General features: G+C 56.6%; 18 protein-coding genes. 9 read left to right on the forward strand and 9 right to left on the reverse strand.

Features of this window, described 5'->3' with window-relative positions; genetic code table 11:
* Window positions 1–222: 222 nt before the first annotated feature.
* Entirely contained in the window at window positions 223–1,809 is a 1,587-nt protein-coding gene (locus ABNS66_RS05450) for a peptide chain release factor 3 (protein ID WP_286694624.1), read from the forward strand.
* Here the strand turns inward: ABNS66_RS05450 and ABNS66_RS05455 are convergent.
* Window positions 1,806–2,120, reverse strand: coding sequence for a hypothetical protein (locus ABNS66_RS05455; RefSeq protein WP_286694623.1), 315 nt, complete (start codon window positions 2,118–2,120; stop codon window positions 1,806–1,808). The two genes, ABNS66_RS05450 and ABNS66_RS05455, sit on opposite strands and share 4 nt — an antisense overlap.
* 376 nt (window positions 2,121–2,496) lie before the next feature.
* On the opposite strand from ABNS66_RS05455, the gene ABNS66_RS05460 reads away from it, so the two are divergent.
* The 3 genes from ABNS66_RS05460 to ABNS66_RS05470 all read left to right on the forward strand — a co-directional run bounded on the left by ABNS66_RS05460 (window position 2,497) and on the right by ABNS66_RS05470 (window position 4,816).
* On the forward strand, window positions 2,497–2,955 hold the full coding sequence (locus ABNS66_RS05460; RefSeq protein ID WP_286839231.1) for a hypothetical protein: 459 nt from the start codon (window positions 2,497–2,499) through the stop codon (window positions 2,953–2,955).
* A gap of 102 nt (window positions 2,956–3,057) precedes the next feature.
* Window positions 3,058–3,780: a 16S rRNA pseudouridine(516) synthase RsuA gene (rsuA, locus tag ABNS66_RS05465; RefSeq protein WP_286839228.1), complete on the forward strand. Its 723-nt coding sequence runs from the start codon at window positions 3,058–3,060 to the stop codon at window positions 3,778–3,780.
* Complete coding sequence (locus ABNS66_RS05470) at window positions 3,773–4,816, forward strand: methyltransferase (protein WP_286839227.1); 1,044 nt, start codon at window positions 3,773–3,775, stop codon at window positions 4,814–4,816. The genes rsuA and ABNS66_RS05470 overlap by 8 nt, the downstream gene beginning before the upstream one ends.
* A gap of 22 nt (window positions 4,817–4,838) precedes the next feature.
* On the opposite strand, the gene ABNS66_RS05475 is transcribed toward ABNS66_RS05470, so the two are convergent.
* The gene (locus tag ABNS66_RS05475; RefSeq protein WP_286839225.1) at window positions 4,839–7,496 is read right to left on the reverse strand and encodes an AsmA family protein; all 2,658 of its coding nucleotides are present in this window, start codon (window positions 7,494–7,496) and stop codon (window positions 4,839–4,841) included.
* Between the two features lie 114 nt (window positions 7,497–7,610).
* On the opposite strand from ABNS66_RS05475, the gene sfsA reads away from it, so the two are divergent.
* On the forward strand, window positions 7,611–8,309 hold the full coding sequence (gene sfsA / locus ABNS66_RS05480; protein ID WP_286839222.1) for a DNA/RNA nuclease SfsA: 699 nt from the start codon (window positions 7,611–7,613) through the stop codon (window positions 8,307–8,309).
* Here the strand turns inward: sfsA and ABNS66_RS05485 are convergent.
* Complete coding sequence (locus ABNS66_RS05485; protein ID WP_286839220.1) at window positions 8,306–8,644, reverse strand: Rieske (2Fe-2S) protein; 339 nt, start codon at window positions 8,642–8,644, stop codon at window positions 8,306–8,308. The two genes, sfsA and ABNS66_RS05485, sit on opposite strands and share 4 nt — an antisense overlap.
* Window positions 8,641–9,711, reverse strand: coding sequence for a patatin-like phospholipase family protein (locus ABNS66_RS05490; protein WP_286839218.1), 1,071 nt, complete (start codon window positions 9,709–9,711; stop codon window positions 8,641–8,643). Before ABNS66_RS05490 ends, ABNS66_RS05485 begins: the two co-directional genes overlap by 4 nt.
* A 64-nt stretch (window positions 9,712–9,775) precedes the next feature.
* Here ABNS66_RS05490 and ABNS66_RS05495 point away from each other — a divergent pair, with 64 nt between their 5' ends.
* The 3 genes from ABNS66_RS05495 to ABNS66_RS05505 all read left to right on the forward strand — a co-directional run bounded on the left by ABNS66_RS05495 (window position 9,776) and on the right by ABNS66_RS05505 (window position 12,004).
* Window positions 9,776–10,540 (forward strand): M15 family metallopeptidase, encoded by a 765-nt coding sequence (locus ABNS66_RS05495; RefSeq protein WP_286839216.1) that lies wholly within the window; start codon window positions 9,776–9,778, stop codon window positions 10,538–10,540.
* Window positions 10,537–11,328, forward strand: coding sequence for a serine O-acetyltransferase (gene cysE / locus ABNS66_RS05500; RefSeq protein WP_239547751.1), 792 nt, complete (start codon window positions 10,537–10,539; stop codon window positions 11,326–11,328). Before ABNS66_RS05495 ends, cysE begins: the two co-directional genes overlap by 4 nt.
* Before the next feature lie 196 nt (window positions 11,329–11,524).
* Complete coding sequence (locus tag ABNS66_RS05505) at window positions 11,525–12,004, forward strand: hypothetical protein (protein ID WP_027873981.1); 480 nt, start codon at window positions 11,525–11,527, stop codon at window positions 12,002–12,004.
* Here ABNS66_RS05505 and ABNS66_RS05510 read toward each other — a convergent pair.
* From ABNS66_RS05510 to nirB, 5 genes are all read right to left on the reverse strand, one after another.
* Window positions 12,001–13,017, reverse strand: a complete 1,017-nt coding sequence (locus ABNS66_RS05510) for a permease (RefSeq protein WP_286839213.1) — start codon at window positions 13,015–13,017, stop codon at window positions 12,001–12,003. The two genes, ABNS66_RS05505 and ABNS66_RS05510, sit on opposite strands and share 4 nt — an antisense overlap.
* On the reverse strand, window positions 13,014–13,448 hold the full coding sequence (gene zntR, locus ABNS66_RS05515) for a Zn(2+)-responsive transcriptional regulator (protein WP_286694613.1): 435 nt from the start codon (window positions 13,446–13,448) through the stop codon (window positions 13,014–13,016). The genes ABNS66_RS05510 and zntR overlap by 4 nt, the downstream gene beginning before the upstream one ends.
* A 160-nt stretch (window positions 13,449–13,608) precedes the next feature.
* Entirely contained in the window at window positions 13,609–14,136 is a 528-nt protein-coding gene (ppa, locus tag ABNS66_RS05520; RefSeq protein WP_027873978.1) for an inorganic diphosphatase, read from the reverse strand.
* Window positions 14,137–14,392: 256 nt separating this feature from the next.
* Entirely contained in the window at window positions 14,393–14,710 is a 318-nt protein-coding gene (gene nirD / locus ABNS66_RS05525) for a nitrite reductase small subunit NirD (protein ID WP_204996310.1), read from the reverse strand.
* Window positions 14,711–14,778: 68 nt separating this feature from the next.
* A complete protein-coding gene (gene nirB / locus ABNS66_RS05530) occupies window positions 14,779–17,328 on the reverse strand; it encodes a nitrite reductase large subunit NirB (protein WP_286839211.1) in 2,550 nt (849 codons plus the stop codon).
* A gap of 412 nt (window positions 17,329–17,740) precedes the next feature.
* On the opposite strand from nirB, the gene ABNS66_RS05535 reads away from it, so the two are divergent.
* Window positions 17,741–19,213, forward strand: a complete 1,473-nt coding sequence (locus ABNS66_RS05535; RefSeq protein WP_286839209.1) for a NarK family nitrate/nitrite MFS transporter — start codon at window positions 17,741–17,743, stop codon at window positions 19,211–19,213.
* Window positions 19,214–19,249 lie beyond the last annotated feature (36 nt).

Consider the following 19,249-nt stretch of genomic DNA (forward strand, 5'->3'; position numbering starts at 1 on the left):
GCTCCCCGGCTGAGAGGGCGGTTATATGTCAATAGCCGGTTTTAGCGGGTATAATTTGGCCACTCATCTAGGGTGTGGAAGATACCACAGTCGCGAATGGTTCCATGCTCTCTCGCCAAGGCGAGTCGTAAAGGGTTTAAGCCGAGCTTGAACCCTTTTTTGATGGGGTGGTAACCGTCCGCCCCGCCCCAGACTTCTGTATAAAAATTTCGGACCGAGCCCATGTCAGAGCAGTCGCTAGATCAGCAAATCGCCAAGCGTCGCACCTTTGCGATTATTTCCCACCCCGATGCCGGTAAAACCACCATCACTGAAAAGTTGATTCTGCTCGGCCAACTGATCCAGGTCGCCGGTACGGTTAAAGGTAAAAAGAACGACAAATCGGCCACCTCTGACTGGATGAGCTTGGAAAAGGAGCGCGGCATTTCCGTAACTTCATCAGTGATGCAATTCCCTTATCGGGACCGCATCGTCAATCTGCTGGATACCCCCGGGCACGAAGATTTCTCAGAGGATACCTACCGCACGCTGACCGCGGTGGATTCCGCGCTGATGGTGATCGATGGTGCCAAGGGTGTCGAGGACCGCACCATTAAGTTGATGAACGTGTGCCGCCTGCGAGACACGCCCATCCTCAGCTTTGTTAACAAGATGGACCGCGATATTCGCGACCCAATAGAGCTGCTCGATGAAATCGAAAGCGTGCTGGGGATCGAGGCTGCGCCAATCAACTGGCCCATCGGCATGGGAAGTGAGTTCAAGGGGGTATACAACCTCTACACCGATACCATCCATGTTTTTCAGCCTGGCAAGGGCAGTGTTATTGCTGAAGATATTCGTATCGACGGGCTTGAGAGCGACGCCGCCCGAGAACTGTTGGGCGATGAGTATGAGGATTATCTCGACGAAATCGAGCTGGTGCGCGGCGCCAGCCACGAGTTTGACCACGACGCCTATCTGGCGGGTAAGCTGACGCCGGTGTATTTCGGTACCGCGCTGTCGAATTTTGGTGTGCGGGAAATGCTGGATGGCTTTGTGGAGTGGGCGCCTGAGCCATTGAATCGCAAGACCGACCAGCGCGAAGTCGACGCCGGTGAAAAGGACTTTAGTGGCTTTGTTTTTAAAATTCAGGCCAATATGGACCCGAAACACCGCGACCGCATTGCCTTTATGCGCATCTGCTCGGGCACTTACAGCAAGGGTATGAAGATGCGCCATGTGCGCCTGGGTAAAGATGTAAAAATCGCCGATGCGGTGAGCTTTCTTGCCGGCGACCGCTCTCTGGTGCAGGAGGCGGTGTCTGGCGATATCATCGGCCTGCACAACCACGGCACTATTCAGATCGGCGATACGTTTACCGGCGGTGAAGAGCTGAAATTTACCGGCATTCCCCACTTTGCGCCTGAGCTGTTTCGCCGCATCCGGCTGCGTGATCCGATGAAGTCCAAGCAGCTGCAAAAGGGCCTTCAACAATTGTCTGAGGAAGGCTCTACCCAGGTGTTTATGCCTCAGCGCAACAGTGACTTGATCGTCGGGGCAGTTGGGGTGCTGCAGTTTGATGTGGTCGCCTACCGACTCAAGGACGAATATAAAGTTGAGGCGATCTACGAGCCGATCAACGTGTATACCGCTCGCTGGGTAGATTGCGACGATCCCAAAGCCTTTGACGAGTTCAAGCGCAAATGCGCCGAGAACCTCGCCATTGATGGTGGTGGCCACCTCACCTACCTTGCCCCGACAAGGGTAAACCTGTCATTGACCGAAGAGCGCCACCCGAAAGTCCGCTTCCGCGCGACCAGGGAACACTAGCGACAGGCGTCGGCGGCCTTTTGATAGGCCGCCATCAGCGACTGGCGGCCGCTCAAGCCGTTCTCGGTGCTGCGCATGGCGTTGATTTCTCCCAGACCAATCTCTCCGCTCTCTGTCATCGCTGAAACAATGCAATTGGCTTGGCGGCGAGTCATACCGGGGGAGGCTGAAATAAATTTGCTGGCGGCAGAGTCGAAGAATCGCTTGCCGGTAAGTGGCTCGTCATTAGTATCGGCAGAATTACTGCCCGAGCAGGCCAAGAGTGAAAGGTTAACGCCAAGCGCTAATAGGTAAGGTCTGGCTAGTTGCATTGAGAACTCCTTCCTTGGTGTTCTTGTCTTCTTTTGCAATCACCCTAGTAAGATAGGGGTATTCCCAAAATTTGGCAATTTTACTCGCCGCGCAATACTCGCTTCGCCCGGTTTGTTTTCTGTGAGTCAGTGTTCATATTCCATTCAGCTAGGTGGTGTAAGCTGCGTTTGCGGTGGCGTTTTGCGCTGCCGGACAATACAGCTTGGATTTAGTTGCGGTGAATATTGCTGCTCAGGGCGCTTGAGTTCTTTGCCGCCAAATCTAGACTGTGAAAGCGGTAGATCACCCATCGACTTGGGTGAGCGCTGAAAACGACCCTAGGGTCGTGGTGCGTAACAATACGAAAAATCAAATACCAATATCTGGGGATACATTATGTCGATTAAACACTGTGTTATTGCTGCCACCGTGATGTTTAGCAGCACTGTGGCTTTGGCTGACGACGATCGCGGTTTCTTTGGGCGCTTGTTTGGCGGCTCTAGCGAAGCGAGTGTTGAGGCAAATGCCGAAGTAAATGCCAGCGCTTCAGCAGAAGAAGCGAATCAGTACGGCAAAGAAAAAAGCGCTGAAATGAAGGCGAAAGCTGACGAGAAGCGCGCGGAAATGGAAGCGAAGCGCGAGGCAAAGCGCGCAGAAATGGAAGCAAAGAAAGCTGAGATGGAAGCCAAGCGCGCCGAGCGTGATGCCAAAGCTGAGCAAGAAGCCCAGGCACGTGCTGAAGCCCGAGCTGAAGCAAAAGCCGATGCAAAGGCGAAAGCGGATGATGCCAAGAAAGCGATTAAGGGCTTAGGTAATATTCGTGTGAACGCCAATGTAGAGGCGGGCGCCGAGTAAGTAGCGGCGGGCGTCTAAACTAGACGCTGCATATCGCGTTTAAGCATGTAAAATACGAAAGGGGCGCAAGCCCCTTTTTTGTGCCTGAACAGGATATATTGGGTGTCTTCCAGTAAAACCATCCGCCTAGATCGCTTTTTGGCAACGGTGACTGACTATTCTCGCAGTGATGCCAAGCGCCTAATTAAAGCCGGTGAGGTCAGTCTCGACGGCTCGCTATTGACCGATCCGCGAGCAGCAGTCGCCGAGGATGCCGATATCCGTCTGCGCGGGCAGCCACTGCGCAGTGCTCAGCCACGTTATTTTATGCTCAATAAACCGCAGGACTATGTTTGCGCAGCCCGCGATCGCAGACATTTAACGGTGCTGGATTTGCTCGATGAAGATAATCCCGAGAAGCTGCACGTTGCCGGCCGCTTGGATATCGATACCACCGGTCTGGTGTTGCTGACTGACGATGGCAATTGGTCTCACGCCGTTACTTCGCCCAAGCAGCGGTGTTGGAAGCGATACTGGCTGCGCACAGCCGAGCCCATAGCCGAGGCGGCGATAACAAAGTTCGCGAAAGGTATTTTCCTGAAAGACGACAAGCAGCGTACCTTACCTGCTGAGCTGGAAATTCTCGATAGCTGCGAAGCGCGCCTGCGTATTTGCGAGGGGCGTTACCACCAGGTTAAACGCATGTTTGGCGCGCTGGGAAATGCCGTTATCGAGCTGCATCGCGAGGCGATTGGGGGTATTGAACTCGATGAAACCCTGGAAGAGGGCGAGTACCGCCCGCTAACCGCAGAGGAGCGCGCAAGCGTGACGACACCAAATGAATGATGGGCCGCTGCAACAGCTCTATGACCGCCTGCCCGAACTCGCGGGCCCGGTTTGGTGGTTTGCCGACGAACAGGTCTCGGGAGAGCTGCCGGCCGCGCGGAGTGACTGCCACGTATTTAGTAATCGCTGCGATACCGCTCAGGCGCTCTCTGCCGAGGGGTTTTCCGTGTCGTTGGGCGACTTTGACGTGCCCGCAACGCTTGAGGCACCGCCGCAGACTATCGTGTACCGCGTGTCGAAAGAAAGGCCGCTGGTCAACATGTTAATCAACGCCGCGATGTCAGCGCTCCCGGTTGGGGGGCGCCTGCTGCTTAGCGGCTACAAGAATGATGGTGTGAAAGGCTACGCTGACAAAGCTGCCAAGGTATTCGATGCCTCGCGCCACATCGAAAAGTGCGACGCCGGTGCCTATGTTGCCACCCTGACCAAGCAGGGTGACAGCGATGCGAGGTTGCCAGATAAAGACTACCGGCAACTGCGGCTGATCCACGAGTCGCCGGCTATGTACAGCAAGCCGGGTATCTACGGCTGGCAGAAAATCGATCGCGGCAGCGCTCTGCTAATTGAGCAACTATCCGACGTGTTGGCGTCAATGGCGCGTGCCCCCAAACGGCTGGCTGACCTTGGTTGCGGCTATGGCTATCTCAGTATTATGGCCGCCCAACAACTTCCTGACTGCCAATGGTTGATGACCGACAACAATGCCACAGCGCTGCTCGCCTGCGAGAAAAATGCGAAAGTGCACGGTCTGACTGCAGACATCCAACTGGCCGATTGTGCCGATGGCCTCAGTGGGCCGGTGGATTTAGTGCTGTGTAACCCGCCGTTTCATCAGGGCTTTGCTATTGAAGGCGGCCTGATTGAGCGATTCCTAAAGGCCGCCGCGCGCTTGCTCAAGCGTAATGGCGAAGCGCTGTTTGTGGTCAACCAGTTTATCCCCCTGCCGCGCTATGCCGCAGCGCTGTTCACTGAGCATGAGCTGCTCTGCGAACAGGATGGCTTTCGGGTGTACCGCTTAAAGAAAGTGGCTGACTAACCCGCCCAGGGCTCGGGCTCTCTTAGGTCTTGGGCTGAGTCACTTGTTCTGTGCTGGCCGGTGCGGCGGGGTTGTCAGCAGGTTGCAGTAACTCCGGAGGTAGTTCGTCAGCGCTGGGAATTTCTTCCAAGGCGCCATCACAGGCACTCCCCGAATACAGCGCGCGCTTCATTAAACCCTGCGCGACCAGCGACAGACCGCCTGTATAAATGGCTGCACCAGTAGAGAGACCCGAGGTAAACATACCACCGGGGTCGGCCTCCACGCGCGGTTTGCTGAAGCTGCCTCCCAGTCGCACCAAGCCGGCGGCGGCGCCAACATTAATGCCAACGCCCTTGCGAGCGATGGGCGAAATACCGAACCGCAACTCTTCGTTGGCAAAATCGATATGGCCTGTACCGATAATCTTACTGGCCTCGGTTTCCAGAGCGATGCCGTCGTTGCTAATGAATTTGCCGTCATTGCCTTTAAAGTGCACGGCCAGACACTCGATCTGTGTGGTGCTGCGTTTTTCCCGAAAGGGATTGAGCTTGTTAAACGTTTCAGTGAGCACGTCGCTACCGATCAGGTTCAGCGCATTGCCCTTGGCCTCCAGGTCGGTAATTTTGATATCGACCTGGCCGTTGAGGGAGGCGGCCAGGTCAGCAGGGCTGTTTCCGCTGGCGCGCAGATTAAGGCGTATATCGCCAGTACCGCCGCGGATGCCCGCCGCTTTTTCTAAGCCGAGCTTGCCGTAGTCGCTACCGTCAACACGGATTTCACTGCGCAGTTGCGGGCGCTCGCCATTGGCGTCCAACCGCGCGGAAAGCTGGGCTTCACCGCCGTTGGTGAGAATGCGACTGTCGCTGAGAGTCAGCACACCTTTCTTCACGCTGGGCGCGAGAGAGGCTCGCTTAATGTAGGTGTAGCCGGTGTCGACATCTTGAAGATCAATGTTTAGCTGGCCTTCGAATTTATGCAGAGCATCAAAGGCGATGGGGTCTTTACTCAGCAATTTTTTGCTGCGCGGACGCGGCGTGCTGGTTTGCGTAGAAGCGCTTTCATTAGCGGGCGAAGTGAAGGCCATCGAGAGGTTTTTAAGGGTTAATTGGCCGTCCAGGTGGCCGTACTCCAAGGCCTCAGGCGTTTTGTATTCCAGCGTTACATCGGCCTGTTGCTCACCCAGTGAGGCGGAACTGTTTACCGTGTAGCCTTGCGCCTCACTGGCGAACTCCCCGGTTAGTTCCAGCGCGCCGGCTTCTTGCCAGGGCAGCTGTGCCAGTGCCCAAAGGTGTGCGCTTTGTGGCGCTTGCGCGCGGATCTTTAGCGCGTTGCCAGCCTTGCCGTTGAGGTTAACGTCACCTTCTATATCGATGTTTACGCCGCGCTCGCTTAGTGCCAGTTCTAAGCGGGCATCAGCGCCTTCGCTCTGCGGTGCCAGTGGCGTCAGGCGCAATTCCCCCGTTACGTCGTTTAGCTGGCGTTGGCTGGCCGCCTCACTTACCGTGGCAATACTAAAGTCCGCGGACAGCTGCTCGCCCGTTGTGGCGGTGACCTTCAGTGCATCCAGTTGCCAGCCGCTGGCGAGCAGTCGCTCGATCGCGAGTGTTGCTTTCACTTCTGGTTTGCTCAACCACTGCCAGTCCATCGCGGTCTCAGCTGGTTCTGCTGTCGCATCGGCCTGTGTTGACTCCTGCGGGGCGGGCGCGAAAATTTCCTGCAGTGCATCGATATTCAATGCGGGGCTGCTCAGCGTGGCGTCGACCTGCGAAAAATCAGTGGCGATGGTCAGTGTGCCAGACAGGGTGTTGTCGCCAAGGGCCAGGGTGGTGTCGCTGAGCTGGTAGCCATTGTCGATGACTAAGGTTGTGGCCAGGCGGCTTTCGGGAAGCGCAGGTGCTTGCTCCAAACCTGCCATGGTTGCCAGTGCCTCCAGGCGCTGCAAGGCGAGGGATAGGGCTATGCGGCTGCCGGATAGGTCCGGGCTTAGTGATAGACGGCCCTCGCTTTTCAGTTGGGCATCTTCATGTTCGATGGCGAGCTGATAGTCCAGCACACCGGCACTGGGATCAAACAACACGATATCCCCGCTCACCAAAAAATGGTGCTGGGCATAGGCCAGCTCCAATGAGAGGTGACCGTTCGCTGTTTCACTGCGCTCACCTCTTACCTCGGGCAGGTCGATGTGATAGCGCTCGCCGTCGGCGCGCAGAATGTGAATATGGCTGTCGAGCAGGACAATTTCCTGAAAATTAAAATCGCCCGGTAATTGCACGGGAGCAGGGGCGGAGGGCTCAGTATCTGGCGGAGCGGTTTCGCCGTTGCCACGCAGTTTGCTGGTCAGCCAGTTGAGTTCGCCCTCGCGGTTGTGCTCCAGATTAACGGTGAGCCCTTCACTGTGCAGCGACCAGAAGGCGCCGTCGTCAAAGGGGGAGGCGATAAGCTTCAGCGACAAGGAGTCTAGGCGTAACAGTGTCGGTTCGGGCCAGTCGGGATTGCGAAGCTCCAGCCCCTTCAGCTCCAGCCGCAGTGGGCTGCGGTGGGAACTGAGCGACTCGAAGGTGATGTCGAGGCCGGCAAAACGCTGGCCGCCCGTCGAGATTGCGCCCTGCAGAAGCTGTGGCTGAATAACAATGGCGGTGATGCCAATGATGATGAGTAGCAGTAAAACACTGACGCTAAGCAACAATTTTTTTAACATTGTGCGCTGGGCTGCCCCTGATTAACAATCCTAGTGGGTAGTGTGAGAGCTTCAGGATAGATGTGCAACGTCGATCACGTCGCTGAGAAAACAAAATGAAAAGGGTGCCCGTTTATGCAATGGCCGTCTCCTCTGACTCCCGCTGTACTGCTTCGTCGCTATAAGCGATTTCTCGCCGATGTGCGCCTGGAGTGCGGCACCGAGTTGACCGTACACTGCCCCAACACCGGTGCCATGACGGGCTGCGATACGCCCGGTAGTCGCGTGTGGTTGAGTTACAGCGACAACCCCAAGCGTAAGTATGCCTACACCTGGCAGTTGGTAGAGGTAGACGGTAACAAGGTGTGTATCCACTCGGCCTTGGCCAATAAGCTGGTGGCCGAGGCCTTGGATGAACAAGTGATAACAGAGCTTGCTGGGTTTTCAGGCTATCAAACTGAGCAGCGTTTGCCCGACGGCAGTCGCATCGACTTCGTCCTGGAGACAGCAAGTGGCCCCTGTAATGTGGAGGTTAAATCGGTAACCCTGTTAAGCGAGGGCGGAGGCGGTCGTTTTCCCGATGCGGTGAGCACGCGGGCGCGCCGTCACATTCGCGGCTTGCGTGAACACGTTGCCGCGGGCGGGCAAGCGGTGCTGCTTTTTGCGGTGTTGCACGAGGGGATTAACGCGGTGGCAGCTGCGGCGGATATCGACCCTGCCTATGCGCGCGAATTGGCTGAAGCTCAGCGCGATGGCGTGCAACTGCTGGCATATCGCGCGCAGATTGATGAGCAGGGGATGCGCCTGCAATCATCGCTGCCAGTGACGGCTTAGGGCGCCTGCTCGGCGAGTAATTCGTCGAGTAATAGCTCGCCATTTTCTACCCGGCAGCGCAGTGCCTGCAAAGATTGACCCAAGCAGGGACCGGAGACGCATTCACCAGACTCGATAATAAACAGCGCGCCGTGGGTCGCGCATTGGATCAGCGTTTCTTCCACGTCGAGGAATTGGTCTTCCTGCCAGTGCAGCTCAATGCCGAGGTGGGGGCAGCGATTGCGATACAGGTAAACCCCGCCATTACTGCGGACCGCAAACAGTGAGTGACCTTGATAGCTAAGGCCTTTAGAGCCGGGCTCGGGGATCTCGTCAAGGCGGCAAAGTACAGTCACAGTTCCTGGTCTCCGGCGGGGGCGGTCTGGACAAGTCGGTCATCACCTTCGCTATTAAAGGCGTGGCGTATCGCGGGCAGCATGCGATCCACGGCGTCGCGGCCCTCGGCAATGGCCTCGGCGGCATCGCCAAAGTCGAGCAAGCCGATGTGTCCCAGGCGCGGCCACAGCATAATATCCGCCGGTTCGCCGGCCAGGCGAGAGCGGGTAATGCGGTCCTGCATAATATTGATCGAGCTCATCATCACGCTGAGGGTGCCGGGCGCTTCTGGTTTTTTCTCGCTGGGGCTGCGCCAGTTGCTGGCCGCTTCTTTTACGCTGCTGGCAAAGCGGCTGAACGCGGCGGCGAGTTGCGATTCTTCGTCGCCCTCTCCGTCAGTATCCGGGCCGATAGCGGGGTGATCTTCCTCGGCCTCCTCCTCTTCGGCGATCTCCTCTTTGCGCTGCTGCTCGTTGTCGGGCGCGCGGGCGTCTCGCTCAATCTTGCGGCGGCCAACCAAGTCGCTGTTCAGGTCAACGCCAATGGTGATGTCGGCACCGAGGGCGCGGCACACCGACACCGGAACGGGGTTTACCAAGCCGCCGTCCACAAGCCAGGAATCGCGGTGAGCCACCGGCGTTAATACACCGGGCACCGCCATTGATGCACGTACGGCCTCCCACAGCGGGCCGCGCTGCAGCCACACTTCTCGGCCGCGTTGGAGGTCTGTTGCGACGGCGGCAAAGGGCAGCGATAAGTCTTCGATATTGGGGTTGCCGTATTCACTGATGAAGTAGTCGATCAGTCGTGTCGCGTGAGCCACACCGCCTGCGGCTGTCAGGCTAACACTCATGTAGTGGAAAACCTGGGCGCTGCTCAGTGTTTGAATCCAGGCTGAAAAATCGTCCAGATGTTCGGTGAGATAGCAGGCGGCAATCACCGAGCCGATGGAAGTGCCGACAATAATATCGGGCTTGATGCCCAGTTCTCCCAGGCGTTGAATAACGCCAATATGTGCCATGCCTCGGGCAGAGCCACTGCCCAGTGCTAACGCGATTTTTTTGTGGTCGGCGGTGTGAGCTTCCACAGTATTTTTGCTCCTGGTTTCGCCACTGAGTTGATGGCGTTACTATGATGCCATGACTTGAAAGGTGGACACTATCAGAACCCGCTACGACATGGACGATTACCGACTGACAGAAGCGCTCCTGTGTGGGCAAGACGAATCGCTGATGGTGGATGTGCTGGGCTGTCCCGTTCATCCCGCGATTGTTGCGCCCTTCGAAGCGCTGCGATCAGATGCCGCGCGCGCAGGCTTTGAGTTGAAAATTGTCAGCGGGTTCCGCGGCTTTGACCGACAGTTGGCGATCTGGAATGCGAAGGCCAGTGGTCGTCGCCCGCTGCTCGATAGCGACGGTCAGGCCCTGTGTTTTAACGAATTAAGCTGTGAGCAGTTGCTCGACGCTATCTTGCGTTGGTCAGCCCTGCCCGGCGCCTCCCGTCACCATTGGGGCAGCGACATCGACGTGTATGACGCCGCGGCGGTGGCCAGTGATTATGCGGTCCAGCTCAGCCCGCAGGAGGTGAACGACGGCGGTCCCTTTGCTCCGTTGCACGACTGGCTGGACCACCAACTTGCCAACGGTGCCAGTTACGGTTTCTTTCGACCCTATGCTGAAGACCGCGGGGGTATCGCTCCGGAGCGTTGGCATTTAAGCTATGCGCCGCTGTCGGCACGCTGTGAGTCCGCACTCACGCCAGGGCGATTGCGCCAGGTACTCGCCGAGGCCGATATCGAACTTAAAGAGCCGATACTGACGCACTTAGACGAGTTGTATCGTCGCTATGTTGCTGTGCCTAAAGAGGCATACCCTTCAGCGTATGCACCGCTGTTGGCAGTAGGAGAAGAATATTGAATTTAAGCGTCGCGCAGCTGTGGGCCGCTATGCAGGAGGAGGCCAAGGCCTTTGGTCGCAATGAACCCGTACTGGCCAGCTTTTATCACGCCAGTATTCTCAATCACGGTAGCTTTTCTGCCGCATTGAGTTTTCATATTGCCTCGCGCCTGGGCTGCGATTCGGTGCCCGCGATGCTGATACGCGATGTCGCAAGCGAGGCGTATGCCGCTGACCCCGAGGTGCTCGCCGCAGCCGTGGCTGATATTTGCGCCCACTACGATCGCGACCCCGCCTGTGACCACTACGGTATGCCCTTTCTGTACTTTAAAGGCTTTCAGGCGATTCAGGCCCACCGTATCGCCCATTGGCTGTGGCAGCAGGGGCGCGAGTCCTTATCGCTGTTTTTGCAAAATCGCATCGCCACCGTGTTCGATGTTGATATTCACCCGGCCGCGCGCATTGGCCGCGGTATTATGGTCGATCACGCCACCGGCGTCGTGATTGGTGAAACCGCGGTGGTGGGCAATAATGTTTCCATGCTGCACTCCGTGACCCTCGGCGGCTGCGGCAGTGGTCGCGGCCCACGGCACCCACACATTGAAGACGGTGTGTTGATCGCCGCCGGTGCCAAGGTGCTGGGCAATATCACCGTTGGTGAAGGCGCAAAGATCGCCGCGGGTAGTGTGGTGCTCAACCCTGTTGCCGCCCATACCACCGTGGCGGGCGTACCCGCGAAGCCGGTCGGGCGCCTGTCGCGAGAAATCCCCGCCCTGAATATGGATCAGAACATTAACGGCGACAGCTAGCGCCCATGCTCCTTTGAGCCTGAGCCTGAGCCTCAGGCGCGATTTTTGTGCGTCTGTGTCACGGTTTTTGTCGCAGCAGCTTGATAATTTCGTCAGAATGTTTAGATTACAATGTCTGCCAATAGTGACATTGCTGCTGCGGCGGTAGTGACAATGACATAAGAAAACAAAAAAGAAGCATAGATAAGGGGTGCGTGTGAGCGTTAAGTTGCTGGATAACAAAGCTTTTTATGGCTACCGGGTCCGCCGGACAGTGGCGGGTGAGCTCTATCAGGAGTATTTCTCCCTGAAGAAAGACGGTAAGCGCCTAGAGGGACGGGCGCAAAAGGCCATAGAGAAGCAAGCGATGGAACGCGATCAAGAATTAGAAGCGCAGCAAAAGCGCTTTCTGGAGGAAACCAAGGAAGAGCGCTGCTTCAAGCCCGATGGCAGCGTGCGCGGTATCAGCTATCTGTTGAAGACCGAGAAGAGTGGCAATTTGACGCCGATCTTTCAGGTGGGTGTGGCGTCAAAGGTCGAGAAAAAGACCGTGTGCACGAGTTTTTCACTCAATGCTCACGGCAGTGATGAGGCTTGGCATCGCGCGGTGGAAGCCTATGCGAAACATAAAACGATTCACAAAAACTCTAAACTTTATCAGCGCCTGTTAAGCGCCAAGCCCAAGGTGGCGTCTTAAGCGTTAAGCAAGCGGCCAAAGGTCTGTTGGCGCAGCGGTTTAATGGCCGCTACTGCCAGCACGACCAGCGCGGCCACTGCCAACCACTCGGGCAGCATGCTGTGCTGGTGTGCCTGCCCGCCGCTAATCTCCCAGTTAAACAGACTCACCAATTGGTCTAGCAACAGACCCGCAGCGATACTAATGGTGCTTACCGTACCCAGATAGGCAACGAGTGCGCGGCGTCCCAGTTCCTTGTGCACCATTCCCACCGCCGCGATATTGCTGGCCGGGCCCGCGAGCATAAAGACCAGTACCGCGCCAGGTGATACGCCCGCCATTAGCAGTCCTGCGGCGATGGGCGTGGACGCGCTGGCACAGATATACATGGGAATACCTACCAACACCATTACGACCATAGCAAGGGGGCCGCGGCCCCATTCGGCCAGCCAGGCCGCTGGCACAAAGGTCTGCACCGCTGCCGCAAACAGCATGCCCACCAACAGCCAGGGCAGCATGTCCTCTAGCAGTCGCCCGAAGGTGTAGTGAAGGCCCTCTCTCCAGGTGGTTTTCGTCGGCGCGGCAGAGCGCTTTGAGCAACAAGGCGTTGTTGTCTCTTCTTGTATTACGGGTTTGCTATCGTTCCAGCCCGTTAACAAGCCCGCGGCAATGGCATTGACGATGGCCACGATGGGCCGCGCGATGGTCATCACCGGCCCCAGTAGGCCGTAGCTCAGGGCAATGGAGTCGACACCGGTCTCGGGTGTGGAAATCAAAAACGATACTGTTGCGCCCTTCGACGCGCCGGCGCGTCGCAGTCCCATCGCCACCGGCAGAACGCCGCACGAGCACAGGGGCATGGGGGCGCCAAATAGCGCCGCTTTGATCACCGAGCCAATACCGGGTTTGCCCAGCTGCCGTTCCAGCAGGGCATTGGGAATCCAGGCTTTCATCAAGCCGGCAAGCACCAGACCCATAACGAGTAGGGGAGCGGCGTCCAAACTGAGTAGGTAGAGGTTGTTGAGGAAATTCATGCGTGCTGCTCCTGCTGGGCACTGAGTTCGTCATCGAGCGCTTGCAGGATACTGCAGTGATTGGCGGGAACATCGCCACCGCAGCAGGCCTCGACCACCCGGCTCAGGGCGTCGCGGATGCTTTTCAGCTCACTCAGTTTTCGTTCAACCTGGGCGAGCTTCTCTTGGGCAATGCCCTTCACTTCGCCACAGGACTTGGCTTCCGGGTCGACGCGAATGGCCAGTAATTCGCGAATATCGTCGAGGCTGAAGCCCATGCTCTTGGCGCGCAGGATAAACTCTAGCTGCTTAATAGAGGCGGTGTTGTAAAAACGATAGCCATTGGCGCTGCGCCCGGTGGCGGCCAGTAAGCCCTCGCGCTCGTAAAAGCGCAGCGTTTCCACTGTACAGTCGAGCTTTTTCGCGAGTTCTCCAATCCTTAGTTGAGCCATGGTGATTCCCCTGATTCCGTTGCTACTGAGATCAGAATAGAGCTTGTAGATTACTACAGGGTCAAGGCTTGGCAGTAGGTTTGTTAAGAATGGCGATAAGCCGGGCACAAAAAAGCCCGGGCTCTTTTCAGAGACCGGGCTTTTTTTTAGGCGGCGCTACTTAGCCTTTGTAAGCAGCAGCGGCTTTTTCAACTTCGGCCAGGGCTTCTTTGCTGCCTGCCCAACCGTCAACCTTCACCCACTTGCCTTTTTCGAGGTCTTTGTAGTTCTCGAAGAAGTGCTCGATCTGCTGGATAAGCAGCTCGGGCAGGTCAGAGGGCTCTTTTACGTCTTTGTAGAGCACGCTCAGTTTGTCGTGGGGAACGGCCAGCAGTTTGGCGTCTTTGCCCGCTTCGTCGCTCATGTTCAGAATGCCGATGGGACGGGCACGAATCACTGAGCCGGGAACAACGGGGTAAGGCGTAACAACCAGTACGTCCAGTGGGTCACCGTCTTCAGACAGGGTGTTGGGGATGTAGCCGTAGTTGGCTGGATAGAACATTGGGGTGGCCATGAAACGGTCAACCATCAGCGCATCGTACTCTTTTTCAATCTCGTACTTGATAGGGCTGCTGTTTGCAGGGATTTCGATGGCGACGAAAATATCGTGCGGCAGTTCTTTGCCGGCTGGGATCGAGTTATAGCTCATGAGTCGTTTCCGTTATCAGCTGTGTGCAAGGTGAAAAAATCGCGCTGATTATACCCGCTAGGGCGGGTTAACACTAATTTGATTCACCAGCCTTGCTGGCCGGCTTTTCGCCCGCTTCGGCCTGACTTTGAGGCCACGGGCTAACGGTTGCCAGGGCGCGTAAGCGAATTGCGGCGGGGAAAGGGAGTGGTGAAAGGGCCGACTGCACGGGGAGTTGCAGCCGGCAAGGGGGAGACTAATCCTTGGAAGGTGCGTTTTATAGTTGGACCTGCACCAGGCCGTTCTCGTTGCGCGCGGGGAAGCGACGCACAGAGATACTGTCGTCTTCAAGGCAGTGTCCCGCCTCCAGACTGAAATGCTGTTTGTACAGTGGTGAGGCAACCACTAGGGTGTCGCCGACGCTACCGACAATTCCCCGCGCCAGCACATTGGCGCGACTGAAGGGGCAGTGGTTGTCCAGTGCGAAGATGCGGTCATCGACGCGAAAGACAGCAAGCTGCGTGTCGCCGACTAAGGCGGCGGCGCCAGCATTGGGTAAAATGTCGTCGAGTGTGCAGACGGTGGTCCAGCTCATAGCTAATCTCCATACTTGTGCGAGGTTTCTCGCTACGTTGCTCTGTGTGGCTCCTGTCAGTGAGACCTTCAGGCAACAGCAATTAAGTTGTTGTTGAGTTGTTTTTCTTCTTCGTTGGCGGGCCTGATTTGACCGCGCTCTTCCACGAAAACAATGTCTTTGTCGCCGTCATCGGCATTCACGAAGGATCGGAATTGTTTGAGTTTTTGCTCGTCTTCGATGGTGGTCTTCCACTCGCATTGGTAGCTGTCGACCACGCTTTGCATATCGCGCTCCAGTTCGTCGCAGATACCCAGTGAGTCGTCGATGATGACCTGACGCAGATAGTCCAGACCGCCCTCAAGGTTTTCCATCCACACCGAGGTGCGTTGCAGGCGGTCGGCGGTGCGCACGTAGAACATCAACAGGCGGTCGACGTATTTCACCAGGGTTTCGGTATCGATGTCGGAGGCAAAGAGGTCGGCGTGGCGGGGTTTCATGCCACCGTTGCCGCACACGTAGAGGTTCCAGCCTTTTTCCGTGGCGATCACGCCAACGTCCTTACTCTGCGCTTCGGCGCACTCGCGGGTACAGCCAGACACGGCCATTTTTATCTTGTGGGGTGAACGCAGGCCTTTGTAGCGGTTCTCCAGGTCGATGGCCTGGCCAACGCTGTCTTGCACGCCGTAGCGACACCAGCTGGAGCCCACGCAGGACTTCACCGTGCGCAGCGACTTGCCGTAGGCGTGGCCACTTTCAAAACCGGCATCGATCAGTTCCTTCCATATCGCCGGAAGTTGGTCGAGGGTGGCGCCGAATAAATCCACCCGCTGGCCGCCGGTGATTTTGGTGTACAGCTTGTATTTTTTGGCGATGCTACCCACCGTGATCAAGCCGTCCGGAGTGACCTCACCGCCTGCCATGCGCGGCACAACAGAGAAGGTGCCGTTGTTCTGCATATTCGCCAGGAAGCGGTCATTGGTGTCTTGCAGGCCGGCGTGCTGATTTTCCAGAATGTACTCGTTCCAGCAGGAGGCGAAGATGGATGCTGCCGTCGGTTTACAGATGGCGCAGCCTTTACCGGAACCGTACTTCTCCAATAACTCGTCAAAGGATTTAATACCGCCTACGCGGATTAAGTGGAACAGCTCCTGGCGAGTGTAGGGGAAGTGTTCACAGAGATCGGTATTCACTTCAACACCAAGTTTGGTGAGCTCGGCGTTGACCACCTGGCCTACCAGGGCGGTACAGCCGCCGCAGGTGCTGGCGGCCTTGGTGCAGTTTTTTATATCGCCAACGGTCATTGCGCCGCCCTGCACCGCCGCGCAGATATCGCCCTTGCTGACGTTGTTACAGCTGCAAATTTGCGCGCTGTCGGGGAGGGCATCCACCCCGAGGCCAACGCTCGCACTGCCGTCAATATTGGGGAGAATCATCGCTTCCGGGTGTTCGGGAAGCTCGATGCCATTGAGCGCAAATTGCAGCAAATTGCCGTAGTCGTCGGCATCGCCCACCAATACCGCGCCGAGCAAGTGCTTGCCGCTTTCGCTAACCACTATCTTTTTATAGATCTCGGCTTGTTCATCGATAAAGGTATAGGACTTGGCACCGGGGGTGTTGCCGTGGGCGTCTCCAATCGAGGCAACGTCGACGCCCATTAGCTTGAGCTTGGTGCTCATGTCTGCGCCGGTGAACTGCTTGTCGTCACCGTTGCCAAGGATATGCGCAGCGGCGACGCGGGCCATTTCATTGCCCGGTGCAATCAGGCCAAAGATGCGTTGGTTCCACAGCGCACATTCGCCAATGGCATAGATGGCGGGGTCAGAGGTCTGGCAGTAATTGTTTATGGCGATGCCGCCGCGTTCGCCGATCTTCAGTTCACACTGGCGAGCCAGCGCATCTTGCGGGCGAATACCTGCAGAGAAAACCAGAATGTCGGTTTCCAGTTCTGCGCCGTCAGCGAAGGACAGCTTGTGCACGCAGTGCTCGCCGTCGCCGATGTTTTGCGTGTTTTTCTGGGTGTGCACTTCAACGCCGAGATCTTCGATCTTGCGTCGCAGCAGTGCGCCGCCGCCGTCGTCGACTTGCACCGCCATCAAGCGTGGCGCGAATTCAATGACATGGGTTTTCAGGCCCAGATCTTTAATGGCTTTAGCGGCCTCCAGGCCGAGTAGGCCGCCGCCCACCACGGCGCCTACAGAGGCATTTTTTGCCGCCGCGGTGATCGCTTCAAGGTCTTCGATGGTGCGGTAAACGAAGCAGTTTTCGCGCTCGTGGCCGGGAACAGGGGGAACAAAGGGGTAGGAGCCGGTTGCCAGCACCAGCTGGTCATAGTCGTAGTGGCGCCCTGAATCCGTTGTTGCGGTTTTTGCATCGCGATCAATGGCGACAACTTTTTCACCGCATCTAACGTCGATATTGTTTGTCGCGTAGAAGCCATCGGCAACCATGTTTAGTGCGTCGGCTTGTCGTGTTTCAAACCAGGCCGTCAGGTGTACGCGGTCGTAGGCGGGGCGGGGCTCTTCGCCGATTACGGTGATCTGGTAATCGGTCGCGCAGCCACTTTCGACGATTGACTCTAGGAATTGATGACCAACGGGGCCGTTGCCCACAACAAGCAAGCGCTGTTTATGGCTCATAGTGACGTCCTTTGCTTCTTTCTACCATTGGCAGCACCGGGGAGTGCTGCATTATTAATGTGCCCTGGGGCGTGTAACAGGCATTAAGCAAAAGACGTGCCAGTGAGTTTTGTGTTCATTATGTGTTTGATTTGTAAGGTTTTTATATTTTTGTGGTCGAACTTGGGGCGCATTTTGGTGCTTTGTGGTGTGGCGCGGCTGATTGTTTCTGGGGCGCGCTGCTTCATCGGGGGGCGAAAATTCAGGCCGCAGGCGTTTGGCGGTGGTGGCTGGCACTTGCCTGGTCGCGTTAAGTTGTCGCTAAGTCATATTTATTGCTAACAATATCAATTGCTTAGTGGGCTGGTGTTGATGTTTGGCACGGCGTTTGCTCAGCAGCAAGCAAATTCCTCGTTGGCTGAATGGAGCTACTATGTCGTCCTCTACATTAAATTTGCTCGATCTCAAGCAGGATAAAATCCGCTTGCTGCATCTGAGCTGGTTTGCCTTCTTCCTGACTTTTGTCGTGTGGTTTAGCCACGCACCGATGCTGGCCTCTATTAAAGAGGCCTTCGATCTTACCGGGCAGCAAGTGAAAGCCCTGATGATTCTCAATGTGGCGCTGACGATTCCCGCCCGGGTGGTGGTTGGTATGCTGGTGGATCGCTACGGTCCGCGCATTATCTACTCGGCACTCCTCGTTAGTGGCGGCGCCATGTGTATCGCGTTTGCGTTTGCCGACAGCTATGAAACCATCGCGCTGCTGCGTTTTTTAATGGGTTTTATTGGCGCGGGCTTTGTGATTGGTATTCGCCTTGTTGGTGAGTGGTTTCCCGCGCGCCAGGTCGGCTTGGCCGAGGGCGTTTACGGTGGCTGGGGTAACTTTGGTTCGGCGGCAGCCGCGATGACCCTGCCAACCCTGGCGCTGATGTTCGGTGGCGACGATGGTTGGCGCTACGCCATTGCCAGCACGGGTGTGATGGCAATGATCTACGGCGTGTTCTTTTACTCACGTGCGCGCAACACGCCCAAGGGGTCTACCTACTTCAAGCCAAAGAAAAGTGGCGGCTTGGTGGTAACCAGCAAGCGCGACTTGGTGTTTTACATTGCCATGTGCATCCCCATGTACTTGGCGCTGGCAGTACTGACCTGGAAGCTGTCGCCGTCGAATCTGGGTATGTTAAATGGCGTTGCCGCAATGTCGCTTTACGGTGTGCTGGTGGTGTTGTTCATCGTGCAAGTGAGCCAGATTCTGCGCGTTAACCACGATGTATTGAACAATGTAGAAATCCCCGCCATGCAGAAATACCCCTTCAAGCAAGTGGCTATTCTGAATGTTGCCTACCTGGTTACCTTTGGCTCTGAGCTCGCGGTGGTATCGATGTTGCCGCTGTTCTTTATGGAGACCTTTGAACTGACCGCCGTAAAAGCGGGCATGTTGGCCTCCGGCTTTGCATTCATGAACCTGCTTGCTCGTCCCAGTGGCGGCTACCTGTCTGACCGGTTTGGCCGTCGTCGCTCGCTGAGCATTTTGATCTGCGGTTTGGCGGTGGGCTATATGCTGCTCAGTCAGATCACGTCAACGTGGCCGCTGCTGCTGGCGGTATTGGCGACCATGTGTTGCTCCTTCTTCGTACAGGCTGGCGAAGGTGCGGTGTTTGCCATCGTGCCGTTGGTCAAGCGCAGTATGACCGGGCAGATTGCGGGTATGACCGGCGCTTACGGTAATGTGGGTGCAGTTATCTTCCTGACCGTCCTCAGCTTTGTCGATGCTTCCAGCTTCTTTATGGTGATCGCCGCTTGCGCTGCCTTTGTGTTTGTTGCGGTGCAATTTATGGAAGAGCCACAGGGACACATTGCCGAATACAACGACGATGGCAGTGTGGCGCTGATTGAAGTGAGCTAGTCTGCAACCTCAACTCGAAAAGGAGTGGTGTTTTGC

The organism is uncultured Spongiibacter sp. (assembly GCF_964011655.1).
Taxonomy (GTDB): Bacteria; Pseudomonadota; Gammaproteobacteria; order Pseudomonadales; family Spongiibacteraceae; genus Spongiibacter; species Spongiibacter marinus.

Coding starts and splice junctions, on each gene's coding strand:
- ABNS66_RS05470 (WP_286839227.1), top strand. CDS start 3,773: ATGAATGATGGGCCGCTGCAACAGCTCTATGACCGCCTGCCCGAACTC.
- ABNS66_RS05460 (WP_286839231.1), top strand. CDS start 2,497: ATGTCGATTAAACACTGTGTTATTGCTGCCACCGTGATGTTTAGCAGC.
- ABNS66_RS05535 (WP_286839209.1), top strand. CDS start 17,741: ATGTCGTCCTCTACATTAAATTTGCTCGATCTCAAGCAGGATAAAATC.
- ABNS66_RS05450 (WP_286694624.1), top strand. CDS start 223: ATGTCAGAGCAGTCGCTAGATCAGCAAATCGCCAAGCGTCGCACCTTT.
- zntR (WP_286694613.1), bottom strand. CDS start 13,448: ATGGCTCAACTAAGGATTGGAGAACTCGCGAAAAAGCTCGACTGTACA.
- sfsA (WP_286839222.1), top strand. CDS start 7,611: ATGCAATGGCCGTCTCCTCTGACTCCCGCTGTACTGCTTCGTCGCTAT.
- ABNS66_RS05475 (WP_286839225.1), bottom strand. CDS start 7,496: ATGTTAAAAAAATTGTTGCTTAGCGTCAGTGTTTTACTGCTACTCATC.
- nirD (WP_204996310.1), bottom strand. CDS start 14,710: ATGAGCTGGACCACCGTCTGCACACTCGACGACATTTTACCCAATGCT.
- ABNS66_RS05455 (WP_286694623.1), bottom strand. CDS start 2,120: ATGCAACTAGCCAGACCTTACCTATTAGCGCTTGGCGTTAACCTTTCA.
- ppa (WP_027873978.1), bottom strand. CDS start 14,136: ATGAGCTATAACTCGATCCCAGCCGGCAAAGAACTGCCGCACGATATT.
- nirB (WP_286839211.1), bottom strand. CDS start 17,328: ATGAGCCATAAACAGCGCTTGCTTGTTGTGGGCAACGGCCCCGTTGGT.
- ABNS66_RS05510 (WP_286839213.1), bottom strand. CDS start 13,017: ATGAATTTCCTCAACAACCTCTACCTACTCAGTTTGGACGCCGCTCCC.